Origin of the sequence: Saccharothrix australiensis, assembly GCF_003634935.1 — a bacterium.
Lineage (GTDB): Bacteria > Actinomycetota > Actinomycetes > Mycobacteriales > Pseudonocardiaceae > Actinosynnema > Actinosynnema australiense.
The window spans coordinates 2,435,669-2,455,801 of sequence record NZ_RBXO01000001.1 but is presented as its reverse complement, the minus strand read 5'-3'; the positions used below and the strand labels follow the sequence as shown (position 1 = coordinate 2,455,801).

The 20,133-nt window shown below is 76.3% G+C and carries 16 protein-coding genes; 8 read left to right on the top strand and 8 right to left on the bottom strand.

Going from position 1 to position 20,133, the window contains the following annotated elements:
- The first annotated feature begins 167 nt into the window (after window positions 1-167).
- The 4 genes from C8E97_RS11540 to C8E97_RS11525 all read left to right on the top strand — a co-directional run bounded on the left by C8E97_RS11540 (window position 168) and on the right by C8E97_RS11525 (window position 5,760).
- Window positions 168-818, top strand: coding sequence for a peptidoglycan-binding protein (locus C8E97_RS11540; protein WP_121004415.1), 651 nt, complete (start codon window positions 168-170; stop codon window positions 816-818).
- Window positions 815-3,193, top strand: coding sequence for a hypothetical protein (locus C8E97_RS11535; RefSeq protein ID WP_211346973.1), 2,379 nt, complete (start codon window positions 815-817; stop codon window positions 3,191-3,193). Before C8E97_RS11540 ends, C8E97_RS11535 begins: the two co-directional genes overlap by 4 nt.
- A gap of 284 nt (window positions 3,194-3,477) precedes the next feature.
- On the top strand, window positions 3,478-5,118 hold the full coding sequence (gene abc-f / locus C8E97_RS11530) for a ribosomal protection-like ABC-F family protein (RefSeq protein ID WP_121004412.1): 1,641 nt from the start codon (window positions 3,478-3,480) through the stop codon (window positions 5,116-5,118).
- Between the two features lie 183 nt (window positions 5,119-5,301).
- Window positions 5,302-5,760 (top strand): cupin domain-containing protein, encoded by a 459-nt coding sequence (locus C8E97_RS11525; protein ID WP_211346972.1) that lies wholly within the window; start codon window positions 5,302-5,304, stop codon window positions 5,758-5,760.
- A 121-nt stretch (window positions 5,761-5,881) separates the two neighbouring features.
- On the opposite strand, the gene C8E97_RS11520 is transcribed toward C8E97_RS11525, so the two are convergent.
- From C8E97_RS11520 to C8E97_RS11510, 3 genes are all read right to left on the bottom strand, one after another.
- Window positions 5,882-7,171 carry an ABC transporter permease gene (locus C8E97_RS11520; protein WP_121004409.1) on the bottom strand — a complete coding sequence of 430 codons (1,290 nt, stop codon included), beginning with the start codon at window positions 7,169-7,171 and terminating at the stop codon, window positions 5,882-5,884.
- Between the two features lie 207 nt (window positions 7,172-7,378).
- Window positions 7,379-9,550: an FtsX-like permease family protein gene (locus C8E97_RS11515; protein ID WP_121004406.1), complete on the bottom strand. Its 2,172-nt coding sequence runs from the start codon at window positions 9,548-9,550 to the stop codon at window positions 7,379-7,381.
- A 109-nt stretch (window positions 9,551-9,659) separates the two neighbouring features.
- A complete protein-coding gene (locus C8E97_RS11510) occupies window positions 9,660-10,334 on the bottom strand; it encodes an ABC transporter ATP-binding protein (protein WP_121004403.1) in 675 nt (224 codons plus the stop codon).
- Between the two features lie 110 nt (window positions 10,335-10,444).
- Between C8E97_RS11510 and C8E97_RS11505 the strand changes: the two genes are divergently transcribed.
- The 3 genes from C8E97_RS11505 to C8E97_RS11495 all read left to right on the top strand — a co-directional run bounded on the left by C8E97_RS11505 (window position 10,445) and on the right by C8E97_RS11495 (window position 14,956).
- Entirely contained in the window at window positions 10,445-11,575 is a 1,131-nt protein-coding gene (locus C8E97_RS11505; protein WP_246018817.1) for a sensor histidine kinase, read from the top strand.
- Window positions 11,572-12,198 carry a response regulator gene (locus C8E97_RS11500; RefSeq protein ID WP_121011305.1) on the top strand — a complete coding sequence of 209 codons (627 nt, stop codon included), beginning with the start codon at window positions 11,572-11,574 and terminating at the stop codon, window positions 12,196-12,198. Before C8E97_RS11505 ends, C8E97_RS11500 begins: the two co-directional genes overlap by 4 nt.
- A gap of 106 nt (window positions 12,199-12,304) precedes the next feature.
- A complete protein-coding gene (locus C8E97_RS11495) occupies window positions 12,305-14,956 on the top strand; it encodes an AAA family ATPase (RefSeq protein ID WP_121004396.1) in 2,652 nt (883 codons plus the stop codon).
- Here the strand turns inward: C8E97_RS11495 and C8E97_RS11490 are convergent.
- From C8E97_RS11490 to C8E97_RS11475, 4 genes are all read right to left on the bottom strand, one after another.
- Window positions 14,943-15,476, bottom strand: coding sequence for an RICIN domain-containing protein (locus tag C8E97_RS11490; protein WP_121004393.1), 534 nt, complete (start codon window positions 15,474-15,476; stop codon window positions 14,943-14,945). The genes C8E97_RS11495 and C8E97_RS11490 overlap by 14 nt on opposite strands.
- A 192-nt stretch (window positions 15,477-15,668) precedes the next feature.
- Complete coding sequence (locus tag C8E97_RS11485; RefSeq protein WP_121004390.1) at window positions 15,669-16,940, bottom strand: MFS transporter; 1,272 nt, start codon at window positions 16,938-16,940, stop codon at window positions 15,669-15,671.
- Entirely contained in the window at window positions 16,937-18,097 is a 1,161-nt protein-coding gene (locus tag C8E97_RS11480; RefSeq protein WP_121004387.1) for a PLP-dependent cysteine synthase family protein, read from the bottom strand. Before C8E97_RS11480 ends, C8E97_RS11485 begins: the two co-directional genes overlap by 4 nt.
- A gap of 300 nt (window positions 18,098-18,397) precedes the next feature.
- Window positions 18,398-18,826: a hypothetical protein gene (locus C8E97_RS11475; protein ID WP_147455071.1), complete on the bottom strand. Its 429-nt coding sequence runs from the start codon at window positions 18,824-18,826 to the stop codon at window positions 18,398-18,400.
- Between the two features lie 383 nt (window positions 18,827-19,209).
- On the opposite strand from C8E97_RS11475, the gene C8E97_RS11470 reads away from it, so the two are divergent.
- On the top strand, window positions 19,210-19,398 hold the full coding sequence (locus C8E97_RS11470; RefSeq protein WP_121004381.1) for a DUF3072 domain-containing protein: 189 nt from the start codon (window positions 19,210-19,212) through the stop codon (window positions 19,396-19,398).
- A gap of 66 nt (window positions 19,399-19,464) precedes the next feature.
- Here C8E97_RS11470 and C8E97_RS11465 read toward each other — a convergent pair whose 3' ends face one another.
- Window positions 19,465-20,109, bottom strand: a complete 645-nt coding sequence (locus tag C8E97_RS11465; RefSeq protein WP_121004378.1) for a class I SAM-dependent methyltransferase — start codon at window positions 20,107-20,109, stop codon at window positions 19,465-19,467.
- Window positions 20,110-20,133: the final 24 nt, after the last annotated feature.

Below are 20,133 nucleotides of genomic sequence, written 5' to 3'. Positions count from 1 at the left end.
CCCGCTACGGCATCCGGACCAGCGACGGAACACCGCCCGGAGGGTTTTCCCGGCCCGATACCGCGACCGGGCCGCCCGACCCGTTTCACCGCTGCCGATGCGGGTAGTGGTCTGGACCACCACCGGCCATGCGACCGGCCGGCCGACCAGACGAACGGGAGCGACCGATGAGCGACGCGAACCTGCCACCGCTGTCCGCCGACGACCTGGCCGCCGAGGGCGGAACGGCGCTGCCGGACAAGGAGGTGTACTCGCTGCTCGACCTGAACGTCGACCTGGACCTCGGCCTCGACCTCGCCGCGCCGATCGACCTCGCGGTGGCCGCCAACGCCAACGTCGCGGCCCCGATCGACGCCGCCGTCGGCGCGAACGTGCTGTCCGACGGGTCCACCGCCCAGGCCCTGGCGGACCAGGGCGCCGCGATCCAGCAGGGCATCACCGGCGAGGCCGTCGCCAACTCCAGCCAGGACAGCGCCATCGACCAGGGCGAGCGGCCGGCGACGCCGCCCGCCGGCGGTCAGGCCGACGCCGTGCGGTCGGCGCCCGTCGACCCCACCGACCCCGCCGCCGCGCTGGAGGGCGGCCTGCTCAACGTCGACGTGGACCTCGCCGCCGACCTCGACCTCGCCGCGCCGATCAACGGGGCGGTGGCCGCCAACGCCAACGTCGCCGCGCCGATCGACGCCGCCGTGGCCGCGAACATCGGCTCGGACGGCTCGGCCGCGACGGCGGTCGCGCAGCAGGACGCCATCATCCAGCAGACCATCGACGGCACCGCCGAGGCGAACGCCGAGCAGAGGTCGGGCATCGACCAGTGAGCGGTCCGGTGAACGCCTCGGGCGAGGGCACCGCCGGGCGTGGCGCGACCACCGCCCCGGCGTCGGACGTGCCGCACCGGGCGCGGGGCGTCGAGCTGATCGGCGAGCTGCGCGACTCCGGCTACCGCCGCCCGCCCGCGCTGGTCCGCCGCGCCGACGGCCAGGTGCTCCAGCTGACGCCGCTGCTGTACCGGGTGCTGGCGGCCGTCGACGGGCGCGCCGACCACGCCGGGATCGCCGCGGCGGTGGGCCGGGCCGTCGGCCGCCGGGTGACCGCCGACGACGTGCGGGTGCTGCTGGCGACCAAGCTCGCGCCACTGGGCGTGCTCCGGCTGCCCGACGGGACCGAGCCCGAGCACCGCAAGGCGGAGCCGCTGCTCGGGCTGCGCCTGCGCCACGTCGTGGCGGACCCCGCGGTGACCAGGCGGATCACCGCGCCGTTCGCCCGGCTGTTCCACCCCGCGGTGGTGGTCGCGGCGCTGGTGGCGTTCGCCGCGGTGGCGACCTGGGTGCTGTTCCACGAAGGGCTCGCGGGCGCCACCCACCAGGCGTTCCACCAGCCGGCCCTGCTGCTGCTGGTGTTCGCGGTGACGGTGGTGTCGGCGGGCTGCCACGAGTTCGGGCACGCCGCGGCGGCCCGTTACGGCGGCGCGACACCCGGCGCGATGGGGTTCGGCCTGTACCTGCTGTGGCCCGCCTTCTACACCGACGTCACCGACAGCTACCGGCTCGGGCGGGCCGGCCGGCTGCGCACCGACCTGGGCGGTCTGTACTTCAACGCGCTGGTGGCGGTCGCGGTGCACGTCGCCTGGTGGGTGTCCGGGTGGGACGCGCTGCTGCTGGTGGTGGCGACGCAGATCGCGCAGATGCTGCGCCAGCTCGCGCCGGTGGTCCGGTACGACGGCTACCACGTGCTCGCCGACCTGACGGGCGTGCCCGACCTGTTCCGGCACATCAAGCCGACGCTGCTGGGCCTGCTGCCGCACCGCTGGGGCAGGCCGGAGTCGAAGGTGCTCAAGCCGTGGGCGCGGGCCGTGGTGACGGCCTGGGTCCTCCTCGTCGTGCCGCTGCTGCTGGCCGGGACGGCGCTGCTGGTGCTGGCGCTGCCCCGCGTCGTGGCGACGGCGTGGCAGGGCGTCGGCGAGCAGTGGCGGTCCGCGGGCGCGGCCCTGGGCGACGGCGACCTGGCGCTCGTGCTGGTGCGGGTGCTCTCCGTCGCGGCGATCGCGCTGCCCGTGCTGGGCGTCGGCCTGCTGCTGGTCCGGCTGGCGCGGCGGGTCTGCGCGCGGGTCTGGCGGTCCACCGGCGGCAGGCCCGGACGCCGCGCGCTCGTCGTGGTGTGCGGGCTCGCCGTGCTCGCGGGCCTGCTGTGGGCGTGGTGGCCGCAGCCCGACCGGTACCGGCCGGTGCGACCCGACGAGCGCGGGACGGTGGTCGACGCCGTGCCCGGTGCGGTGGGCGCGGCGGCGGGCTCCGGGCGGGCGACGCCCGCTCCCGGCGAGGCGCGGGCCGCCCGGACGGCGTGGCCGAGCGGGACTCCCCTGCCCACCAGGGAGAAGCCGGTGCTGGCCCTCGTCCTCGCGCCCGCCGACGGCGCGGCCGGCGAGCCGACCCTGGTGTTCCCGCTCGACCTGCCCGCGCCGCCCGGACCGGGCGACAACCAGGCGCTGGCCGTGAACACGGTCGACGGGTCGGTGCGCTACGAGGTGTCCTTCGCGCTCGTCTGGGAGACCGACGGCGTGGTGGACAACCGGAACGAGGCGTACGCGCTGGCGTCGTGCCGGGACTGCACGACGGTCGCGGTGGCGTTCCAGGTGGTGCTCGTCGTCGGGCAGGCGGACGTGGTGGTGCCGGAGAACATCGCCGTCGCCGTCAACCACTCGTGCGTGCGGTGCGTGACCTACGCGCTGGCCGCGCAGCTCGTCGTCAGCCTGCCCGAGGACCTGAGCCCGCGGGCGAAGGCGCGGTTGGAGGAGGTGTGGGCGGAGCTGGCGCGGCTGGCGCGGGACGTGCCCGGCATGACGGTCCAGCAGGTCCAGCAGGCGCTGGAGGGCGCCAAGGCCCGGATCCTGGGCGTCCTGCGGGAGGAGGGCGTGCCGCTGCCCGGCGGCAGTACGACGACGCCTCCCGCGACGACACCTCCGGCGACGACGTCGGGTCCGGTGCCGACCTCGTCGCCCGGCCGCACGTCGGAGTCCCCGACGGGCACGACCTCGGCACCGCCGAGCAGCACCGCACCCGACAGCCCAACACCGGGCAGCCCCTCTCCGGGCAGCCCCTCTCCGGGCCCCTCTCCGGGCAGCCCCGCGCCGAGCACGACCACGGTGCCGGCCACGCCGTCCGAGAGCCCGCCGGGCCCGCCGTCGTCCCGGTGACGGCGGGCCCGGCGGGCCGTCCCGAGCGGGGCGCGCTCCGGGCACCGCCCACGCACCTGTCACCGCCTTCGGTGCCGGAGTCCACCGACGACTCGTGACCGCCTTTGGTACCCTCAACCCCGGAGACCCGTTCGTGAGGAGACTCGACGTGGCAGGTGAAGACGACATCTCCGGGTGATCCCCGGAGTCGGCGGCCCCCGGCTCAGCCGTGGCGGTCCCTCTTCGTCGTCCACCTCTCCCATCGGGCACCGTGCTGCCCGCACCACATCCGAGGTCTCACCGCCATGTCCGAATCCTGCGTCGTCGTGTCCGGCCTGTCCTTCTCCTGGCCCGACGACACCCCGGTCTTCGACGGCCTGTCCTGCACCGTCCCGAGTGGTCGCACCGGTCTCGTCGCGCCCAACGGCGCGGGCAAGACCACCCTGCTCAAGCTGATCGCGGGCGAGCTGCGCCCGTCGGCGGGCAGCGTCACCGTCGAGGGCGTCCTCGGCTACCTCCCGCAGGACCTGCCACTGGTCGGCGAACCGACCGTCGCCGAGATCCTCCAAATCGACGGGGTCCTGCGCGCCCTGGCGGCCGTCGAGTCCGGCGACGTCGCCGAGGAGCACTTCACCACCATCGGGAACGACTGGGACATCGAGGAGCGGACCCGCGCCCAGCTGGACCGGCTCGGCCTCGGCGACCTCGGCCTCGACCGCACCCTGCGCACGCTCAGCGGCGGCCAGACCGTCTCCCTCGGCCTGGCGGCGCAGCTGCTCAAGCGCCCGGACGTGCTGCTGCTCGACGAGCCGACCAACAACCTGGACGCCGAAGCGCGCCACAAGCTCTACGACGTGCTCGACGACTGGTCCGGCTGCCTGCTGGTGGTCAGCCACGACCGCGCGCTGCTCGACCGCGTGGACCGCATCGCCGAGCTGGACGGCGGCGAGGTCCGCTACTACGGCGGGAACTTCACCGAGTACGAGAAGGCGGTCGAGGCCGCGCGCGAGGTCGCCGAGAAGAACATCCGCAACGCCGAGCAGGAGGTCAAGCGCGAGAAGCGCGAGATGCAGCAGGCCCGCGAACGCGCCGCGCGCCGGGCGAGCAACGCCGCGCGCACGCTCGGCGACGCGGGCCTGCCCAGGATCTTCGCCGGGAACATGAAGCGCAACGCGCAGGAGTCGGCGGCCAAGGCGGACGGCACGCACGCCGCGCGGGTCAGCGCGGCCAAGGCCAAGCTCGACCGGGCCGAGCGCGCGCTGCGGGACGACCAGCGGATCAGCCTGGAGCTGCCGCAGACCGCGGTGCCCGCGGGCCGGACGCTCTTCGCGGGCGAGCGCCTGCGCGCCGGCTACGGCGGGCGGGAGCTGTTCGCGGGCGACGGCGTGGACCTGGTGATCCGGGGTCCCGAGCGGATCGCGCTCACCGGGCCCAACGGCGCGGGGAAGTCCACCCTGCTGCGGATCGTCCACGGCGACCTGGAGCCGACCCGCGGCGAGGTGCGGCGGGCCGACGGGCGGATCGCCTACCTGTCGCAGCGCCTGGACCTCCTGGACGGCGACCGCACGATCGCCGGGAACCTGGCCGCGTTCGCGCCCGCGATGCCGCCCGCGCAGCGGATGAACCTGCTCGCGCGCTTCCTGTTCCGCGGCGCGCGGGCGCACCTCCCGGTCGGCGTGCTGTCCGGCGGTGAACGGCTGCGCGCCACGCTCGCCTGCGTCCTGTTCGCGGAGCCCGCGCCGCAGTTGCTGCTGCTGGACGAGCCCACGAACAACCTCGACCTGGTCAGCGTCGGGCAGTTGGAGAGCGCGCTCAACGCCTTCCAGGGCGCGTTCGTCGTCGTCAGCCACGACGAGCGGTTCCTCGCCGCGATCGGCGTCGACCGCGGCCTCCGGCTGGACGGCGGACGGCTGCTGGAGACGGCCGCGCCCGGCGCGGACCGCTGAGGCGGGCGGACGTCGTGCGGGTCGACCGGTCCCGCGCGGCAGTCCCCGGTTCGGGCTGGTCTCCCCCGCGCCGCGCAGCGCGCGCCGGACGCCCCCACCGGACACGCGGTCGGCCCGCCGTCGACGACACGTGCACCGCACGGCCCTACTGTCGGTGTCCCGACTCCTGACCCGGAGGTCCAGTTGAGGCACGAGGTTTCCCCGCCGGCGCTCGCCGCCGCCGTCGTCGTGGGCCTGTCCCTGGTCGCGACGCCCGACACCGCGCACGCGACGCCCGGTCGCGGCGTCACGGCGGTCACGGTCTTCGACCGGGTCGTCGGCGACACCCGGTACGCGCTGAAGGAGATCACGATCGCGCCGGGCGGCAGCACCGGCTGGCACTACCACCCCGGTGAGGTCACCGGCTACATCCGGCAGGGCGTGCTGGACCACTACGAGTCGAACTGCTCGATCGACGGCGTCTACCACGCCGGGCAGGTGATCGTGGAGGAGAGCGGTCCGGGCTACGTCCACCTCGGGCGCAACCTCGGCGCCACGCCGCTCGTGCTCGACGTGCTCTACCGCAGCCCGGTCGGCCCGCCCCTGGCCGTGGACGTGCCCAACCCCGGATGTCCGATGCTGGACAGCCCCGGCTCCGCCTAGGCGGTCGCGAGGACATTCCGAACCCGATCCACAATGGATCGAATCGCCACAAGCCGCAGACCTTTGTCCGAAGTGGACGCTCCGGGGTCGTCGGCACCCGACCGACGGCCCCGACCGCCGCTCAGGCGCGCATCACCGCCGCGATGGGGATGCGCGCCGCGCGGACCGCCGGCACGAGCCCGCCGAGCACACCGGCGACCAGGCCCGCCACCACCCCGGCCACGCCCGCCTGCCACGGGAACGCGACGCCCTCCAGCGCCGGGTGCCCGAGCCACGCCGCGCCGACCCGCAGCCCCACCACGCCCACCCCGATCGCGGCGGCGGCCGTGAGCAGGCCCGTCAGCAGGGTCTCGGCGAGCACCACGGCCGCCAGCAGCAGGCGCGGCGTGCCCACCGCGCGCCGCAGCGCGAACTCCTCCACGCGCTCCCCCACCGTCGCCAGGCCCACGTTGAGGATGCCGGCGACGCCGATCAGCAGCACCAGCCCCGCCATGCCCAGGAAGATCCACCGGATCAGCGCGAGTTGGCCCTCCCGCTCCGCACGGGCGTCGACCACGTCGACGCGCAGCTCGTCGGCGTCGAGCCCGATGGCGACCAGCCGGGCGCGCAGCGTGCGCGCCAGGTCGTCGGCGGCGGGGTCGAACAGCACCTGCATCCGCGCGCCGCCCCGCGCCGGGTCGGCAGGCGGGCTCTTCGGCAGCCACGTGCGCAGTTCGTCCACGCGCACGTACGCGGCGGGCTGAGCGCCGCCGTCCGCCACGACGCCGAGCACGCGCGGCGTGAGGTGGGCGGTCGCGCCGGCCACGGCCAGCTCCGCCGGCACGCGGTGCCGCCGCAGGCCCTTCGCGGCCTCCTCGTTGAGCACGATCCCCGGCGCCAGGGACGGTGCGCCCGCGAAGTCCAGCCACCGCCCCGACACCGTCCGGAACGGCCGGAACGCGCGGACATCGCCGGTCACGGCGTGCAGCCGCACCTCGACGGCCTGGCCGTCGGCCTCGCGCTCGCCCGGCGCGCACCCCTCGTCACCCGCGCACGGGTCGGCGGTCGTGCCGCGCGGGCGGTCGAACGGCAGCGCGCCCTCGTTGACCGGCCGGACGCCGGGCTCGCCGATGACCGCCGACAGGCTCGTGGTCGCGACCCCGTCCGAGCGCCCGGCCAGGGTGCGCTCGACCACCTCCGCCGCGGTGCCCTCGTCCGGCACCTGCAAGCGCAGCGTGCCGTCCCGCCCCTGGGCCAGTTCGACGTCGCCCACCAGCACCCGCTGCGCGACCTCCGCGCCGGCCTGCACGGTCAGCACCGCGAGGACGCCCAGGAACAGGCTCATGGTGGACAGGAACGTGCGCAGCTTGTGCGCCCGGATGCCCTGCCCGCTGATCAGCAGGGCGGAGCGCACCCCTCCGGAGAACTTCACGAGCGTCGCCCCTGGGTCGGTTCCAGCACCGCGCCCGCCCGGCGCGCGTGCTCCACCGGGACCTCGGTCGGCGGTGCGGCGTCCGGGTTCGGTTCCGCCCCTCTCGGCTGCCCGCACGAGGCGGGGACGACGGCCGCGCACGGCGACGCGATGATGGTGACAGACATGGACCCCGGTCCGATCAGACTATCCACAATGGACTCGCGCTCATTCGCCCGGCTGCTCGACGGCCGTGACGCGCCGCAGCACGGACCCGCTCGTCACGGCCGCCGCGAGCGCGACGACCGCACCCGCCGCCACCGGCACGGCGAGCCACGGCGTCACCTGCGCCCGCGCCCCGTCGGGGATGCCCGGCGTCACCGACAGCAACCCGATACCCACCGCGACGCCCGCGCCACAGGCCGCCAGCGTCACGGCGCACACCGGCAGCAGCACCTCCGCGCACAGCGCCCGGCGCAGCAGGCGCTTCGACGTCCCGGCGGCGACCAGCGCGGCGAACGTCCGGCCGCGGTCGAGCACCGACCCCGCCGCCGCCACCGACGCGCCCACCCCACCGAGCGACGCCGCGAGCACCAGGCCGACGACCACCGCGCGCCGGAGGTCCCCGAGCACCGTCACGGCGAGGCCGTCGGTGCTGCCGCGGTCGAGCAACGCGATCCCCGGCAGCACCCGGGCCAGCACCGTGCGCACCGCGTCGCGGTTCTCCGGCGTGGTCCGGACGACCGCGGTGTCCGGGCGCGCGGCGACGGACGGCGCGAGTTCCGGGTCGACGACCGCGACCGGGCCGCCGGACGGTCGCACGGGGACACCGGGCGGCAGGTCGACGTCCGACCGGTCCCGCCGGTCGTGCAGCCGCGCCGGGCCCTCCAGCGGCCCCGGCGCGTAGACGGCCGGCCCCGGCGCGCAGACCAGCCCGGCCAGCACCGTCGCGACCTCCGCGCACCGACCGACGACCGCCTGGTGCGCACGGCCTCCCGACACCACCAGCGCCGTGGTCATCGGCACGACCGGCGCGCCGGCCTCCCGCCGGACCGCGTCGACGCGCGCCGGCGGGTCGACGCCGCGCGCGACGACCGCGCCCGGCCGCCACGTCCCGTCGTCGAACCGCACCTGCTCCTCCAGCGTCGGCAGCATGGTCAGCGCCAGCGCGCCGGTGAACACCGCGACCAGCACACCCGCCGACGCCCGGAACGACGCCACCGGCCGGCTGGCCAGTCGACGGCCGACCAGCAGCCCCAGCGGCCCGCGCCGACACCGCAGCAGGGCCCGGCCGACCAGCCCGGTCGCCACGGGTCCCACGAGCACCAGCGCCACCACGACGCCGCCGACACCGACCAGCACGACCGTGAACCGCTGCGGGCCCGCGGCCTGCTGCGCGTGCACCAGACCCAGGGCGAACACCCCGGCCGCCGCGAGCGCGAACAGCAGCCTCCGGGCGGTCACCCGCTGGTCCGCGGGCGGCGCGGGCGGGCGCGCGAGCTGCCGCAGGTGCCCGAGGACCGCCGCGCCGACCAGCAGGGCCGCGCTCAGCACGGCCACCACCAGCGCCGTCACCGGGTCCGGGACGAAGTCCTCCGGGAACCACGCGCCGCCACCCCACGGGACCCGCGCCGCCAACCGGCTCGCGGGCACGGACAGGGCCACGCCGAGCGCGCTGCCCGCGAGCGCGCCGACCGCCGCCTCCACCGCCGTCAGCCGCACCACCTGGCCCGGTGTCGCGCCCGCGAGCCGCAGCGCCGCGAACCGGCGTGCGCGTGCCGCCTCGGTGAGCCTGCCCACCGCGGCGACCAGGGCGAGGCACGGCACCACCAGCACGACCAGGCCGACCTCGGTGAGCAGCCGCGGCATCCCGCTCCCGACACCGCTCACGGCGGTCGACCCGACGAGGTCGCGGCGCGGCACGCCCTCCACCTCGCCGACGCGGTGGCCGACGATCGCGACCAGCTCGTCGGGGAAGCGCAGCGCCTCCGGGCCCAGCTCGCCGACCACCGCGCCGGGGAAGCGGTCGCCGAGCCGGTCGGCGGGCACGGTCCGCACCAGCTCCGCCAGCGCCGGCGAGAGCAGCACCTCGCCGGGGCGGGGCCGGCGCGGGATGCCCGCCGCCACGGCCACCTCGCCGGCGGTCGTCGACGCGACGTCGAACCGCTCGATCAGCCTCCCGTCGAACTCGTCCCGCGTGACCGCGACCGCGAGCGGTCCCGGCGTCGCGCCCGCCGGCGGCGTGCGCCAGGCGGCACGGGCCTCGCGCGCGTCGAGCGCGCCGGGCGCGGTCAGCAGCCACAGCGCCAGCAGCACACCGGCCGCCGTGCCCACCGCGGCCAGCGCCGCCGCCACCCGGCCGCCCCGGTCACCGCGCAGCACGGCGAACGCCAGCCTCACCGCGCCACCCCCGCCACGCCGCCCGGCGCCACCGGCCGACGCCCACCACCGCCCGGACCGCTCACCACCACCGCGGACAGCAGTCCCGGCGCGCCCCCTGCCACGGGCCTCACGGCGTCACCTCCGCCACGACCCGCCCGTCCCGGAAGTCGAGCACGCGGTGCGCGCGGCCCGCCACGCCGTGGTCGTGGGTCACGAGCACCACCGCCGCGTCCGCCGCCCGCGCGGCCGTCAGCAGGGACGTCACCACCTCGTGGCCGGTCCGGCTGTCCAGCGCCGCGGTCGGCTCGTCCGCGAACACCACGGCCGGCCGGTGGACCAGGGCGCGGGCGATCGCCACCCGCTGCGCCTGACCGCCCGACAGCTCCGCCGGCCGACGGCTCGCCAGCCCGGCGAGCCCGAGCACGTCCAGCCACTCCCGCGCCGCGCCCAGCGCCTCCGCCCACCGGACGCCGCCGAGCAGCGCGGGCAGCGCCGCGTTCTCCTCGGCGGTCAGCTCGGCGACGAGCATCCCGGACTGGAACACCAGGCCGAACACCGTGCGCCGCAGCACCGCCCGCTCCGCCTCCGAGCGGTCGCCGACGGCGGCGCCGTCCACGCGGACCTCGCCGCCGTCGGCGGGCAGGACGCCCGACAGCACCCGCAGCAGGCTGGTCTTGCCGGAACCGGACGGGCCGACCACGGCGACCACCTCCCCGCGCTCGACGTCGACGTCCACCCCGTCGAGCGCCCGCACGTCGCCGTAGCGCTTGACCAACCCGCGGGCCGTCAGAATCGGACTCATGGGGTCGATCCTCGGTGGCGCACCGGGTCGCGCGCCTCGGCCGGAGCGCCATTCCGGGTCGGCCGGATGACCGATGCGACCCCCCGTCGGCCGCCAGTACGGTGTCCACCGTGGACGGACTCCGCCGGCAGTGGCCGGTCGCGCTCGGGCTCGGTGCGCTGCTGCTGACGCAGCTCGGCTGGCTGCGGCCGACGTCCGTCGCGGAGTTCGGCGCGTGGCTGGCGACCGCGCCGGCGTGCGCGGCGGCGCTGGCGGCCTCGGCCGCGCCGCGCCGGATCGGTGCGGCGACCGCCGTCGCGGCCGGGTCGGTGGTGGCGACCACGGTGCTGCTCGACGTCGTCGGGAAGAGCCTGGACGGCCTGCTCAGCCCGGTGTCGCCGGCCGAGACCGCCGCCTGCTGCGTCGTGGCCGTGGCCGCCGCGCGGCGCTCGTCGCCGGGGGTGGTCGTGGCCGTGGTGGCGGTGTTCGTCGCGGTCGGCGCGCACGCCGCCTTCGTGCGCGGCTACTCGTTCACGCCGACCAACGTCGCCGGGCCGCTGCTCATCGGCTCGCTCGCGCTCGGCGCGGGGTGGTTCCAGCGGACGCGCGACGCGGAGCGGGCGGCCCGGGTGTCGGCCGCCGTGTCGGCCGCCCAGCGCGAGGAGCGGATGGCGCTGGCGCGCGAGCTGCACGACGTGGTCGCGCACCACCTGACCGGGATGCTGGTGCAGGCGCAGGCCGCGCTGGAGGTGTCCGACGACGACCCTGGCGCGGCGCACCGCCTGCTGCCGGGCATCGTGCGCAGCGGGTCGGAGGCGCTGGGCGCGATGCGCGGCCTCGTCGGCGCGCTGCGGCAGGGCGAGCCGGACACGGCGACGACCGACCTCGGCGCGGACGTGCTGGCCGCCGTGGAGCGGACGAGGCAGTCGGGCATCCCGGTCCGGCTGCGGCTCGACCTGCCCGCGGACCTGCCGCCCGAGCTGGGCCGCTCGCTGCTGCGGCTGGTCCAGGAAGCGCTCACCAACGCCCGCAAGCACGCCACGCGGCCGAGCGCGGTCGACGTCGAGCTGACCCGCACGCCGGACGCGGTGCGCCTGGTCGTCGCCGACGACGGCGAGGGCGGCCGGAACCGCGGCGAGGGCGGCTACGGCCTGGTCGGCATGCGGGAGCGGGTCGCCCTGCTGGGCGGCCGGTTCACCGCCGGGCCGGTGGCCGACGGCTGGCGCGTGTGCGCCGAGCTGCCGTGGACGGGCCGCCGGTGATCTCCGTCCTCATCGCCGACGACCAGGAGATGGTCCGCGTCGGCTTCCGCCTGATCCTGGAGAAGCAGCCCGACATCACCGTCGTGGCGGACGTGCCCGACGGCGTCGCCGCCGTCCGGTCGGCCCACGAGCTGCGGCCGGACGTGTGCCTGGTCGACATCCGGATGCCCGGCCTGGACGGGCTGGAGGTCGCCAAGCGCCTCGCGCCGCTGTGCCGGGTCGTCGTGGTGACCACCTTCGACCTGGACGAGTACGTGCACACCGCGCTGGAGAACGGCGCGAGCGGGTTCCTCACCAAGGACGCCGGGCCGGCGCTGCTCGTGGAGGCCGTGCGGGCGGCGGCGCGGGGCAACGCCCTGATCTCGCCGGAGGTGACCGTGCGGCTGCTGGCGCACTTCGCGCGGCGCGGCCACGGTCCCGCGCCCGGCGCGCTCACGGCGCGCGAGCAGGACGTCGTGCGCGAGGTCGCGCGCGGCCTGACGAACCAGGAGATCGCGGCCCACCTGCACATGTCGCTGTCGACGGTGAAGACCCACCTCACGTCCGTCCAGGGCAAGCTCGGCACCCGCAACCGGGTCGAGGTGGCGTCGTGGGCGTGGCGCTCCGGCCTGGTCGGGCGGTGAGCGGCACGCCGTCCTGTCCCCACGCGCGCTCCGGGCGCGTATTCCACGTGACAGCGACCGCCCGCGCCGCGTGTATCCCCGCGCTGGCCCGTTGCTCTTGACAGTTGTGCGTGAATGGCCGTTCGTCGCCCGCCAGACGGAACTGTCGATCGCGATGCGCGCGTTGACGGCGCGTGATCGGCGCGGTGTGGTGTTGACCGGGCCGCCCGGCGTGGGCAAGAGCCGACTGGCCGACGAGCTGTGCGACCGCCTGGGTCGGCACGTCGTCCGCTGCCACGCCACCGCGGCGACCGCGCAGCTCCCGTTCGGCGCGCTGGCCGGCGCGCTGCCGGCGGACCTCCCGCCCGCCGGCGGCAACCCGGTCCGGCACACCGCCGAGCACCTGCTCGCCCGGACGCCCGGCCGGCTGGTGCTCGCGGTCGACGACGCGCACCTGCTCGACGACGCCTCGATCGCCCTGCTGCACCACCTGGCCCGGCACGACGAGGCCACCGTGCTGCTCACCGCCCGCCCCGCGGCGGACGCCGACCGGCTCGCCGCGCTGTGGCGGACCGACCTGCTCGTCCGGCTACCGGTGCCCGACCTCACCCGCGCCGCCGTCGACGACCTCCTCGCGAGCGCGCTCGGCGGGCACGCCGACAGCGGGCTCCGGCAGCGCATCTGGGCGCACAGCGCGGGCAACCCGCTGTACGTGCGGGAACTGGTGACCGCCGGGCGGTCCACGGGCGCGCTGGCGGAGCGCGACGGGATCTGGACGTGGTCGGGCCGCACCGAGCTGACCGGCAGGCTGGCGGAGGTGGTGGCCGACAACCTGGGCCGGCTCGGCGGTCCGGCGCGCCGGGCGCTGGAGCTGGTCGCCTACGGCGGGCCGCTCGAACTGGACCTCCTCGCCGCGCTGTCCTCTCCGGACACCGTGGACGAGCTGGAGGCGGCGGGGCTGGTGCGGGTGGAGCGGAGCGACCGGCGCGCCCACGCCCGGCTCGGGCACCCGCTGTACGGCGAGCTGCTGCGCGCCACCTGCCCGACCCTGCGCGCCCGCGCGCACCTGGGCGCGCTCGCCGACGCGCTGGAATCCGTCGGCGCGCGTCGCCGCGAGGACCTGTTGCGGCTGGCGACCTGGCGGCTGGACGGCGACTCGCCCGCCTCCGCCGAGTTGCTGACGGCCGCCGCCGAGCACGCGTGGGCGACGCGGAGCGCGCCGCTGGTCGAACGGCTGGTCTCGGCCGCCGTCGCGCGGGGCGGCGGCGCGCGCGCCCGGCAGCTGCTCGCCCAGGTGCTGCTCTACCGCAAGGCGCCGGACCGGGCCGAGGCGGTGCTGGCCGACGCCACCGGTGACGCCGACGGCCCGACCGGGGCGGTCCAGCTCGCGAGCACCCGCGCGTACAACGCGTACTTCGGCCTCGCGGACCTGCCTCGGGCGCTCGCCGTGCTGCGCGAGGCGGACCGGCCCGACCTCCCGTCGGCGGAGCGCGACGCCCTGCGGTTCTTCCGGCTGTGCTTCCGGGCGCACCACGACCCGGTGGCGGACATCCGCGCCGAGGTCGAGGCCGCCCTCGCCGGCGCCGACCCCGGCGGTTGGCTCGGGGCGGGCCTGCACTACCTGCGCGCGCTGACCGAGCACTTCGCGGGCCGGTACACGGCGTCGTCGGCGACCCTCGACGACAACGGCGAGCGCGTCGCCGCCGTCCGCGACACCGAGCAGTGGCTCCAGATCAACACCGACAGCCTGCGGTGCGGGAACCTCGCGCTCGGTGGCGACCTGGCGCGGGCCGAGGAGGTCGCGGCGCGGATGATCGAGGAGTCCTACGACGACTCGGGGCCCACCATCTCGCACTCGCTGTGGTGCGCGGCGCTCAGCCGCTGCGCGCGGCTGCGCGGCCGGGCGCGGGAGGCCGTGCGCTGGGCCAGGGAGGGCACGAGCGCCGACGCGGACTGGCCGAGCCCGTACGACACGGCGATCCTGGCCGAGCTGGCGATGTCCGAGGCGCTGTGCGGACGACCGGCGGAGGCGGCCGAGGCGTTGGCCCGCGCCGAGTCCGCCCACCGGCCCGCCTGGCGGACGCACGGCCTCCAGGTGGACCTGGCGCGCCCGTGGGTGCTGGCCTGCGCCGGCCCCGTGGCGGAAGCGGCGGACGCCGCGCTGGCCGCGGCCGAGGCCGCGCGGGCGCACGGCGCGCACGGGTACGAGGCCGCCGCGCTGCACGACGCGGCGCGGTTCGGGCGCGGCACGGCGTCCCGGCTCGCCGAACTCGCCGACCTGCTCGACGACCCGATGACGCGGGCCTGCGCGGCGCACGCCCTCGGCCGCGAGCACGGCGACCCGGCGGCGCTGGAGGACGCCGCGCTCCGGTTCGGGCGGCTCGGCGCCACCCTGTTCGAGGCGGAAGCGCTCGCGGCGGCCACCAGGGCGCACCGGGGCGCCGGTGACGAGCGCGCCGCCAGGGCCGCGGCCCGGCGGCGGGCGGCGCTGGACGGGGCGTTCGACCGGGCCACCACGCCCGCGCTGCGCGCCGAGCGGTTCACGGGGCTCACGCCGCGCCAACTGGAGGTCGCCCTGCTCGCCGCGTCCGGGCTGACCAACCAGCAGATCGCCGACCGGCTGCACACCTCGAAGCGCACCATCGACAACCACCTGCACGCCGGCTACCTGGCGCTCGGGGTCACCGGTCGCGCCGAGCTGCGCGACGCGCTGGGGGTCGGCGTGACCGACCCCCAGCACCCCCCGTACCCCCGGCCGGCCCCGGTCAGCCGAGCTTGAACCGCTGCGGCGCCCCGCCGTGGCAGTCCCACTGCCAGATCGGCGCGCCGAGGTGGCGGAACCCCTGGGCCACGTCGAGGCACTTGCCGCTGTTCCGGTTGCGGAACTCGACGTAGCCGTCGCCCTTGTCGGTGACGAACCAGTGCTGGTGGAAGCCGCCGTTGCAGCCGTACTGGATCGTCGCGACGCCGTTGTCCCGGCCCGCCAGGAACACGTCGACGCACCGGTCGCTGCCCGCGTTGCGGATCTCGACCAGGTTGCCGCCCAGCGAGCGCAGCTCCCACCGCCAGGCGGCGAGGTGCCCGTTGCAGTGGTCCTGGAGGATCGCCGCCCCGTCGTGCGGCGAGCCGACGGCGGGACCGACGCACAGCCCGCTGTTCCCGGCGACGAGCAGGAAGGTGGCGGCGGCCTGGGCCGGCTGGTCCGGTGCGGCGGCCCCGGCCGTCGCCGCGGTGGGCGCGGCGGCGAGCCAGCCGCCCAGCGCCACCGCCGCCAGCAGGCGGATCAGGCGAGACTTCATGGAAGCTCCCTCGGATGAGTGATTCGCGTGACCGGCTCATCGTCGGCAACGCGCACCCCACCGCGCCTGAGCACCACATGCTCATTTCCCGGTGCGCTACCGGCGCGGCGGGTCTGAGCACCCGCGCGACGCCCGGCCGCGTCGGGGGCGCGGACGTGCCGCCGGCACCCGGCGGCACATCCGCGCCGGCGCTCACCGCCCGGCTGGCCCGTGCCCCTCGGGAACGCCGCCCGACCGGTGCTCCCGCGTGCGGAAGCGCGTCATGCCCGGCACCGCCAACGTCCCCGCGCACGCCACCAGCACCACGACCGCGGTGCCGATCAGCGCGGTCGTGGTGCCGGTCGCCTCGACGACCAGCGGCAGCAGCGCCAACCCGAGCGGGCTCATGGAGTACGAGACCATGAAGTCCAAAGAGGACACCCGCGCCCGGAGGTGCGGCGGCACCTCCCGCTGGAGCGCGCTGAACCACGGCACGTTGAACAGCTCCATGCCGACACCGGCCAACGCGTAGGCGACCAGCAGCGGCCACGCGACCGGTGAGAGCGCCAGGGCCAGCGGGATGCCCGCGTAGAGCGCCAACCCCAGCACGGCGACCAGACCGGGCAGCGCGGGGTTCCACCGCGCCATGACCGCGCCACCGGCCAGCGCGCCCACCGAGTAGGCGGTCAGCGCGGCGGCGTAGACGAAGTCGGTGCCGAACCGGTCGTTGCTGATCACCGGGAGCAGCACCAGCTGCGCCGCCTCGCCCACCGCGAGCACGAACACCAGCATCACCAGGCCGGCGACGAACCAGCGGTGGCGACGCGCCTCGCGCACCCCGGACCGGAACTGCGCCACCGCCGAACCCTCCGGGCGGGCGCGGTCGGTGTGGCGCTCGGGCAGCCGGCGCACGGCGAGCGCGGCCACGCACCACAGGGCGGCCGTGAGCACCAGGACCGCCCACGGGCCGACCCAGAGCACCGCCGCGGTCGCCGCACCGGGCGCGAGCACGAGCGCGAGCCGGAAGGTGATGGTGGACAGGGCGTTCGCCGACTGCCGCCGCTCCTCGGGCACCAGGTCGCCGACCATCGCCTGGTAGGACGGCCGGAACGCGCCCTCGCCCGCGCCGACGAGGAAGACGCACGCCGCGGCGGCCCAGCCCGGTCCGAGCAGCGCCACCGGCAGCAGCAGGGCCGCGACGGCCCGCAGCGCGCACGCCAGCGCCATCGTCCGGCGGCGGGACCACCGGTCGGCCAGCACCCCGCCCGGCACGGTGGCGAGGACGAACCCGACGGTCTTGGCGGCCAGCACGGGCCCCAGGACCAGCGCGCCCGACCCCCGGTGCACCAGCGCCAGGGTCACCACCGCGGGCAGCAGCGAGACGGCCCAGGCGTCGGCGGTGTTGGCCAGCCACAGCCGGCGGAAGCCGGTGACCGACCACGCGCCGCCCGCGGCGGACCGGACCTGGTCGGTGCCGCTGGTCACGGGCGGGGCCGGGTCGTCGCGGCGGGCCGGTGGCCGTCGGCGGGCGCGTGCGGCGAGCCCAGCTCGCCGGCCAGCTCGGGCCGGTAGTTCGCCGTGCCCGCCGGGTGCGTGCTGTACGGGACCAGCCGGTCCACCCGGCGGAGCAGCTCGGCCGGCGAGGTGTCCGGGCTCAGCCCGTGCCCGCGCAGCCAGTCGTCGTCGTAGATGGTGTGCAGGTACCGCTCGCCGCTGTCGGCGGCGAGGAGGGCGACGGAGCGGTCCGCGCCGTGCCGCCGGGCCAGCCGCAGCGCCACGCACAGCGCCGCGCCGGTCGAACCGCCGACCAGGACGCCCTCCGACCGGGCCAGCACCCGGCAGGCGAGGAAGGCGTCCTCGTCGGAGACCTTGTAGACGGAGTCCAGGCGGGACAGGTCGTCGAGGTTGGTCGGCGTCCAGCCCAGCCCGACGCCGGGGATGAGGTAGGCGTGCGACTCGCCGCCGAACACGGTGGACCCGATCGCGTCCACGCCCGCCACGTGCACCTCCGGCGCGTGCTCGCGCAGGTAGCGGGAGATGCCGCCCAGCTGCCCGCCGGTGCTCACCGTCGCGACCACCGCGGCGAGGCCGGGACCGGCCTGGTCGACCAGCTCCGCGGCCGTGTCGCGGTGGTGCGCCTGGGCGTTGAGCGGGTTGAAGCACTGGTCCGGTCGGAAGGAGCCGGGTATCTCGCGGTGCAGCCGGTTGGCCAGGGCGATGCGGGTCTTGTGGTAGGAGCCGGTGTCGTCCTGCTCGTCGACGACGATCACCTCCGCGCCGAACGCGTGCAGCATGGCGAGGTTCGTCGCGGTGGCCTTGGGGTCGACGATGATGATCACCCGGTAGCCGCGCGCCGCGCCGATCATGGCCAGTGAGATGCCGAAGTTGCCCGAGGACGACTCGATGACGGTGCCGCCGGGCCGCAGCAGGCCGTCCTCCTCGGCCTTGCGCACGATGTGCCAGGCGGGGCGGTCCTTGACGCTGCCGCCGGGGTTGCAGCGCTCCAGCTTGACGACCACGGCGGCGTCGGTCGGCCTGGTCAGGTGTTGGAGGCTGATCATCGGTGTGCCGCCGATGGTGTCCAGCACGGGTGGTGCGGTGACGTCGTTCGGGTCGGTGCGGGGGAAGGGGACGCGGACCATGTCAACTCCGGGGACGAAGAGTCTTCGGGTGGCGGCGGACGACGGGGACGGGACGCGCGGCGGCGTCACACGGCCCTCTTCGGCGTGAGTGGAGGGAAGCTGCCGGTGTCACGGCTCGGTGCGGCGGCGGACGTGGCGTGGCTTGTTGCGCCACGTCCGACCGCAATGGCACGCGCACGACGACGTGCCGCGTGCCGGCCGGTCTTCAGCGCCGTTCTCAGCGCCGGTTCTCAGCGCCGATCCCCGCACCGGGCGAATGGGCCGCGGAGCGCTGGAGGACGCGCGCCGCGGTGGGGCCGGTCACGTCCGCGAGACGCACACCGACAGCAGGACTCCCCGCCCACCGCGCACTCGCGCGGGAGGCGGATAACCGCGGACGACGACGCGCGCGGGGCGGTTCCGCGCTTTGCCGCGCGCGATGAGCGCCAGGCACAGCAACAACGCGCACAGCGCGACCAGTTGCTGCACACCGGCGAAGAAGTCGCCGACGACGAAACATCCGGGATCGTGGATCAGCGCGCCGCAGCCCTCGGTGTCGCCGTGGTGGTCACCGCTCGGCGGCAGCGCGGACGTGGCGACGTGGACCAGCGATTCCGGGCTCGGCGCGTGCGCGTCGTCGTCGGTCGCGCACACCGCCACGTACAGGTAGAGGAGACCGGCCAGCAGCACCCAGGCCGCCGGCTTCCACAGCCGCGAGGTGCCACGCCGGATGTCGCCCCCACTACCCACAGTCACGTGACCATACCGAGGAGGCACCCGGCGCGACATGTCCGATCGTCGGTTTCCCAGTCGGCCGCGAATGGCGGGCACCGGCACCGAAGGCGGTGACGAACGCCTCCTCCGACTCGTCCACCGAGCCGATCTCACCCATTTCCCGGCACAGCCCGTGGTCCTGGCGTCGATTCCCGGCTGGTCCGCGCGGACAGCCTGCCCGGACGGAGCAGGCGCGGGCGGCCGGCCCGCACGGCGGATGACGCACAGCGACCCCTTCGGCACCGGTCCCCGGCGACGGGCGACTTCGGGGTTGACCACCGGGGCGGTGACGGGCGGCAGGGTTGACACCGGGTCACGCCGGGTACCTCGAACGAGCGTTCGAGTGAAGGGAGACGTCCGTGAACCGCACACCGGAGAAGGACCCGGAGGACTGGACGACCGGTGACGAGCCGATGACCGGGCCGCAGGAGTCCTACCTGCACACCCTGGCGCAGGAGGCGGGCGAAGAGGTGCCGGACGGGCTGACGAAGGTCGAGGCGTCCCGGATGATCGACCGCCTCCAGGAGGAGACCGGCCGCGGCCGGTGACGCCGGGCCGGCGGCGTCACCCGCCGCGGCGGGGGCACGGGCCACCCGACGCCGTCGACCGGCCGGTCAGGCGTCGTGGCGCGCGACGAGGATGGCCTGCGGCACTTCCCGGTCGGGGTCGAGCAGGATCTCCGCCTCGACGGTGAACCCGGCCTCGCGCAGCCAGGCGGCCATCGTCGCGGGACGGCGGCGGTGCACGTGGACCTTCATCGGGTGGCCGCCGTAGCCCTCCGTCTTCAGCCTGGACACGTCGCCGACGTGGAAGCCGACCTGGAGCGGCCCGCCGGGGCGCAGCACCCGCCGGAACCGGGCGAGCACCGCCGGGACCACGTCGTCCGGGACGTGGATCAGCGACCACCACGCGAGCACGCCCGCGACCGACGCGTCGGGCAGGTCCAGCTCCGTCATCGAGCCCACCTCGAACCGCAGGCCGGGGTGCTCGCGGCGGGCCAGCTCGACCATCGCGGGCGACAGGTCGATGCCGAAGGCGTCCACGCCCAGCCCGTTCAGGTGAGCGGTGACCAGGCCCGGCCCGCAGCCGACGTCCGCCACGGGTCCGCCGCCGGCCGCCCGCACCCTGTCCGCGAACAGCCCCAGGGCCGCCCGCAAGTACGGCTCACCGGCCAGGGAGTCCCGCACGTAGTCCGCGTAAGCCACCGCGACCGTGTCGTAAGAGGTCCGGGTGTCCGCCAACCAACTGTCCTCCGTCACGCGGGCACGATATCGATCACTACG

Bases quoted from the DNA above. Each gene is read 5' to 3' on its own strand.
- C8E97_RS11540 (WP_121004415.1), top strand. From the start codon at position 168: ATGAGCGACGCGAACCTGCCACCGCTGTCCGCCGACGACCTGGCCGCC.
- abc-f (WP_121004412.1), top strand. From the start codon at position 3,478: ATGTCCGAATCCTGCGTCGTCGTGTCCGGCCTGTCCTTCTCCTGGCCC.
- C8E97_RS11510 (WP_121004403.1), bottom strand. From the start codon at position 10,334: ATGAGTCCGATTCTGACGGCCCGCGGGTTGGTCAAGCGCTACGGCGAC.
- C8E97_RS11490 (WP_121004393.1), bottom strand. From the start codon at position 15,476: ATGAAGTCTCGCCTGATCCGCCTGCTGGCGGCGGTGGCGCTGGGCGGC.
- C8E97_RS11480 (WP_121004387.1), bottom strand. From the start codon at position 18,097: ATGGTCCGCGTCCCCTTCCCCCGCACCGACCCGAACGACGTCACCGCA.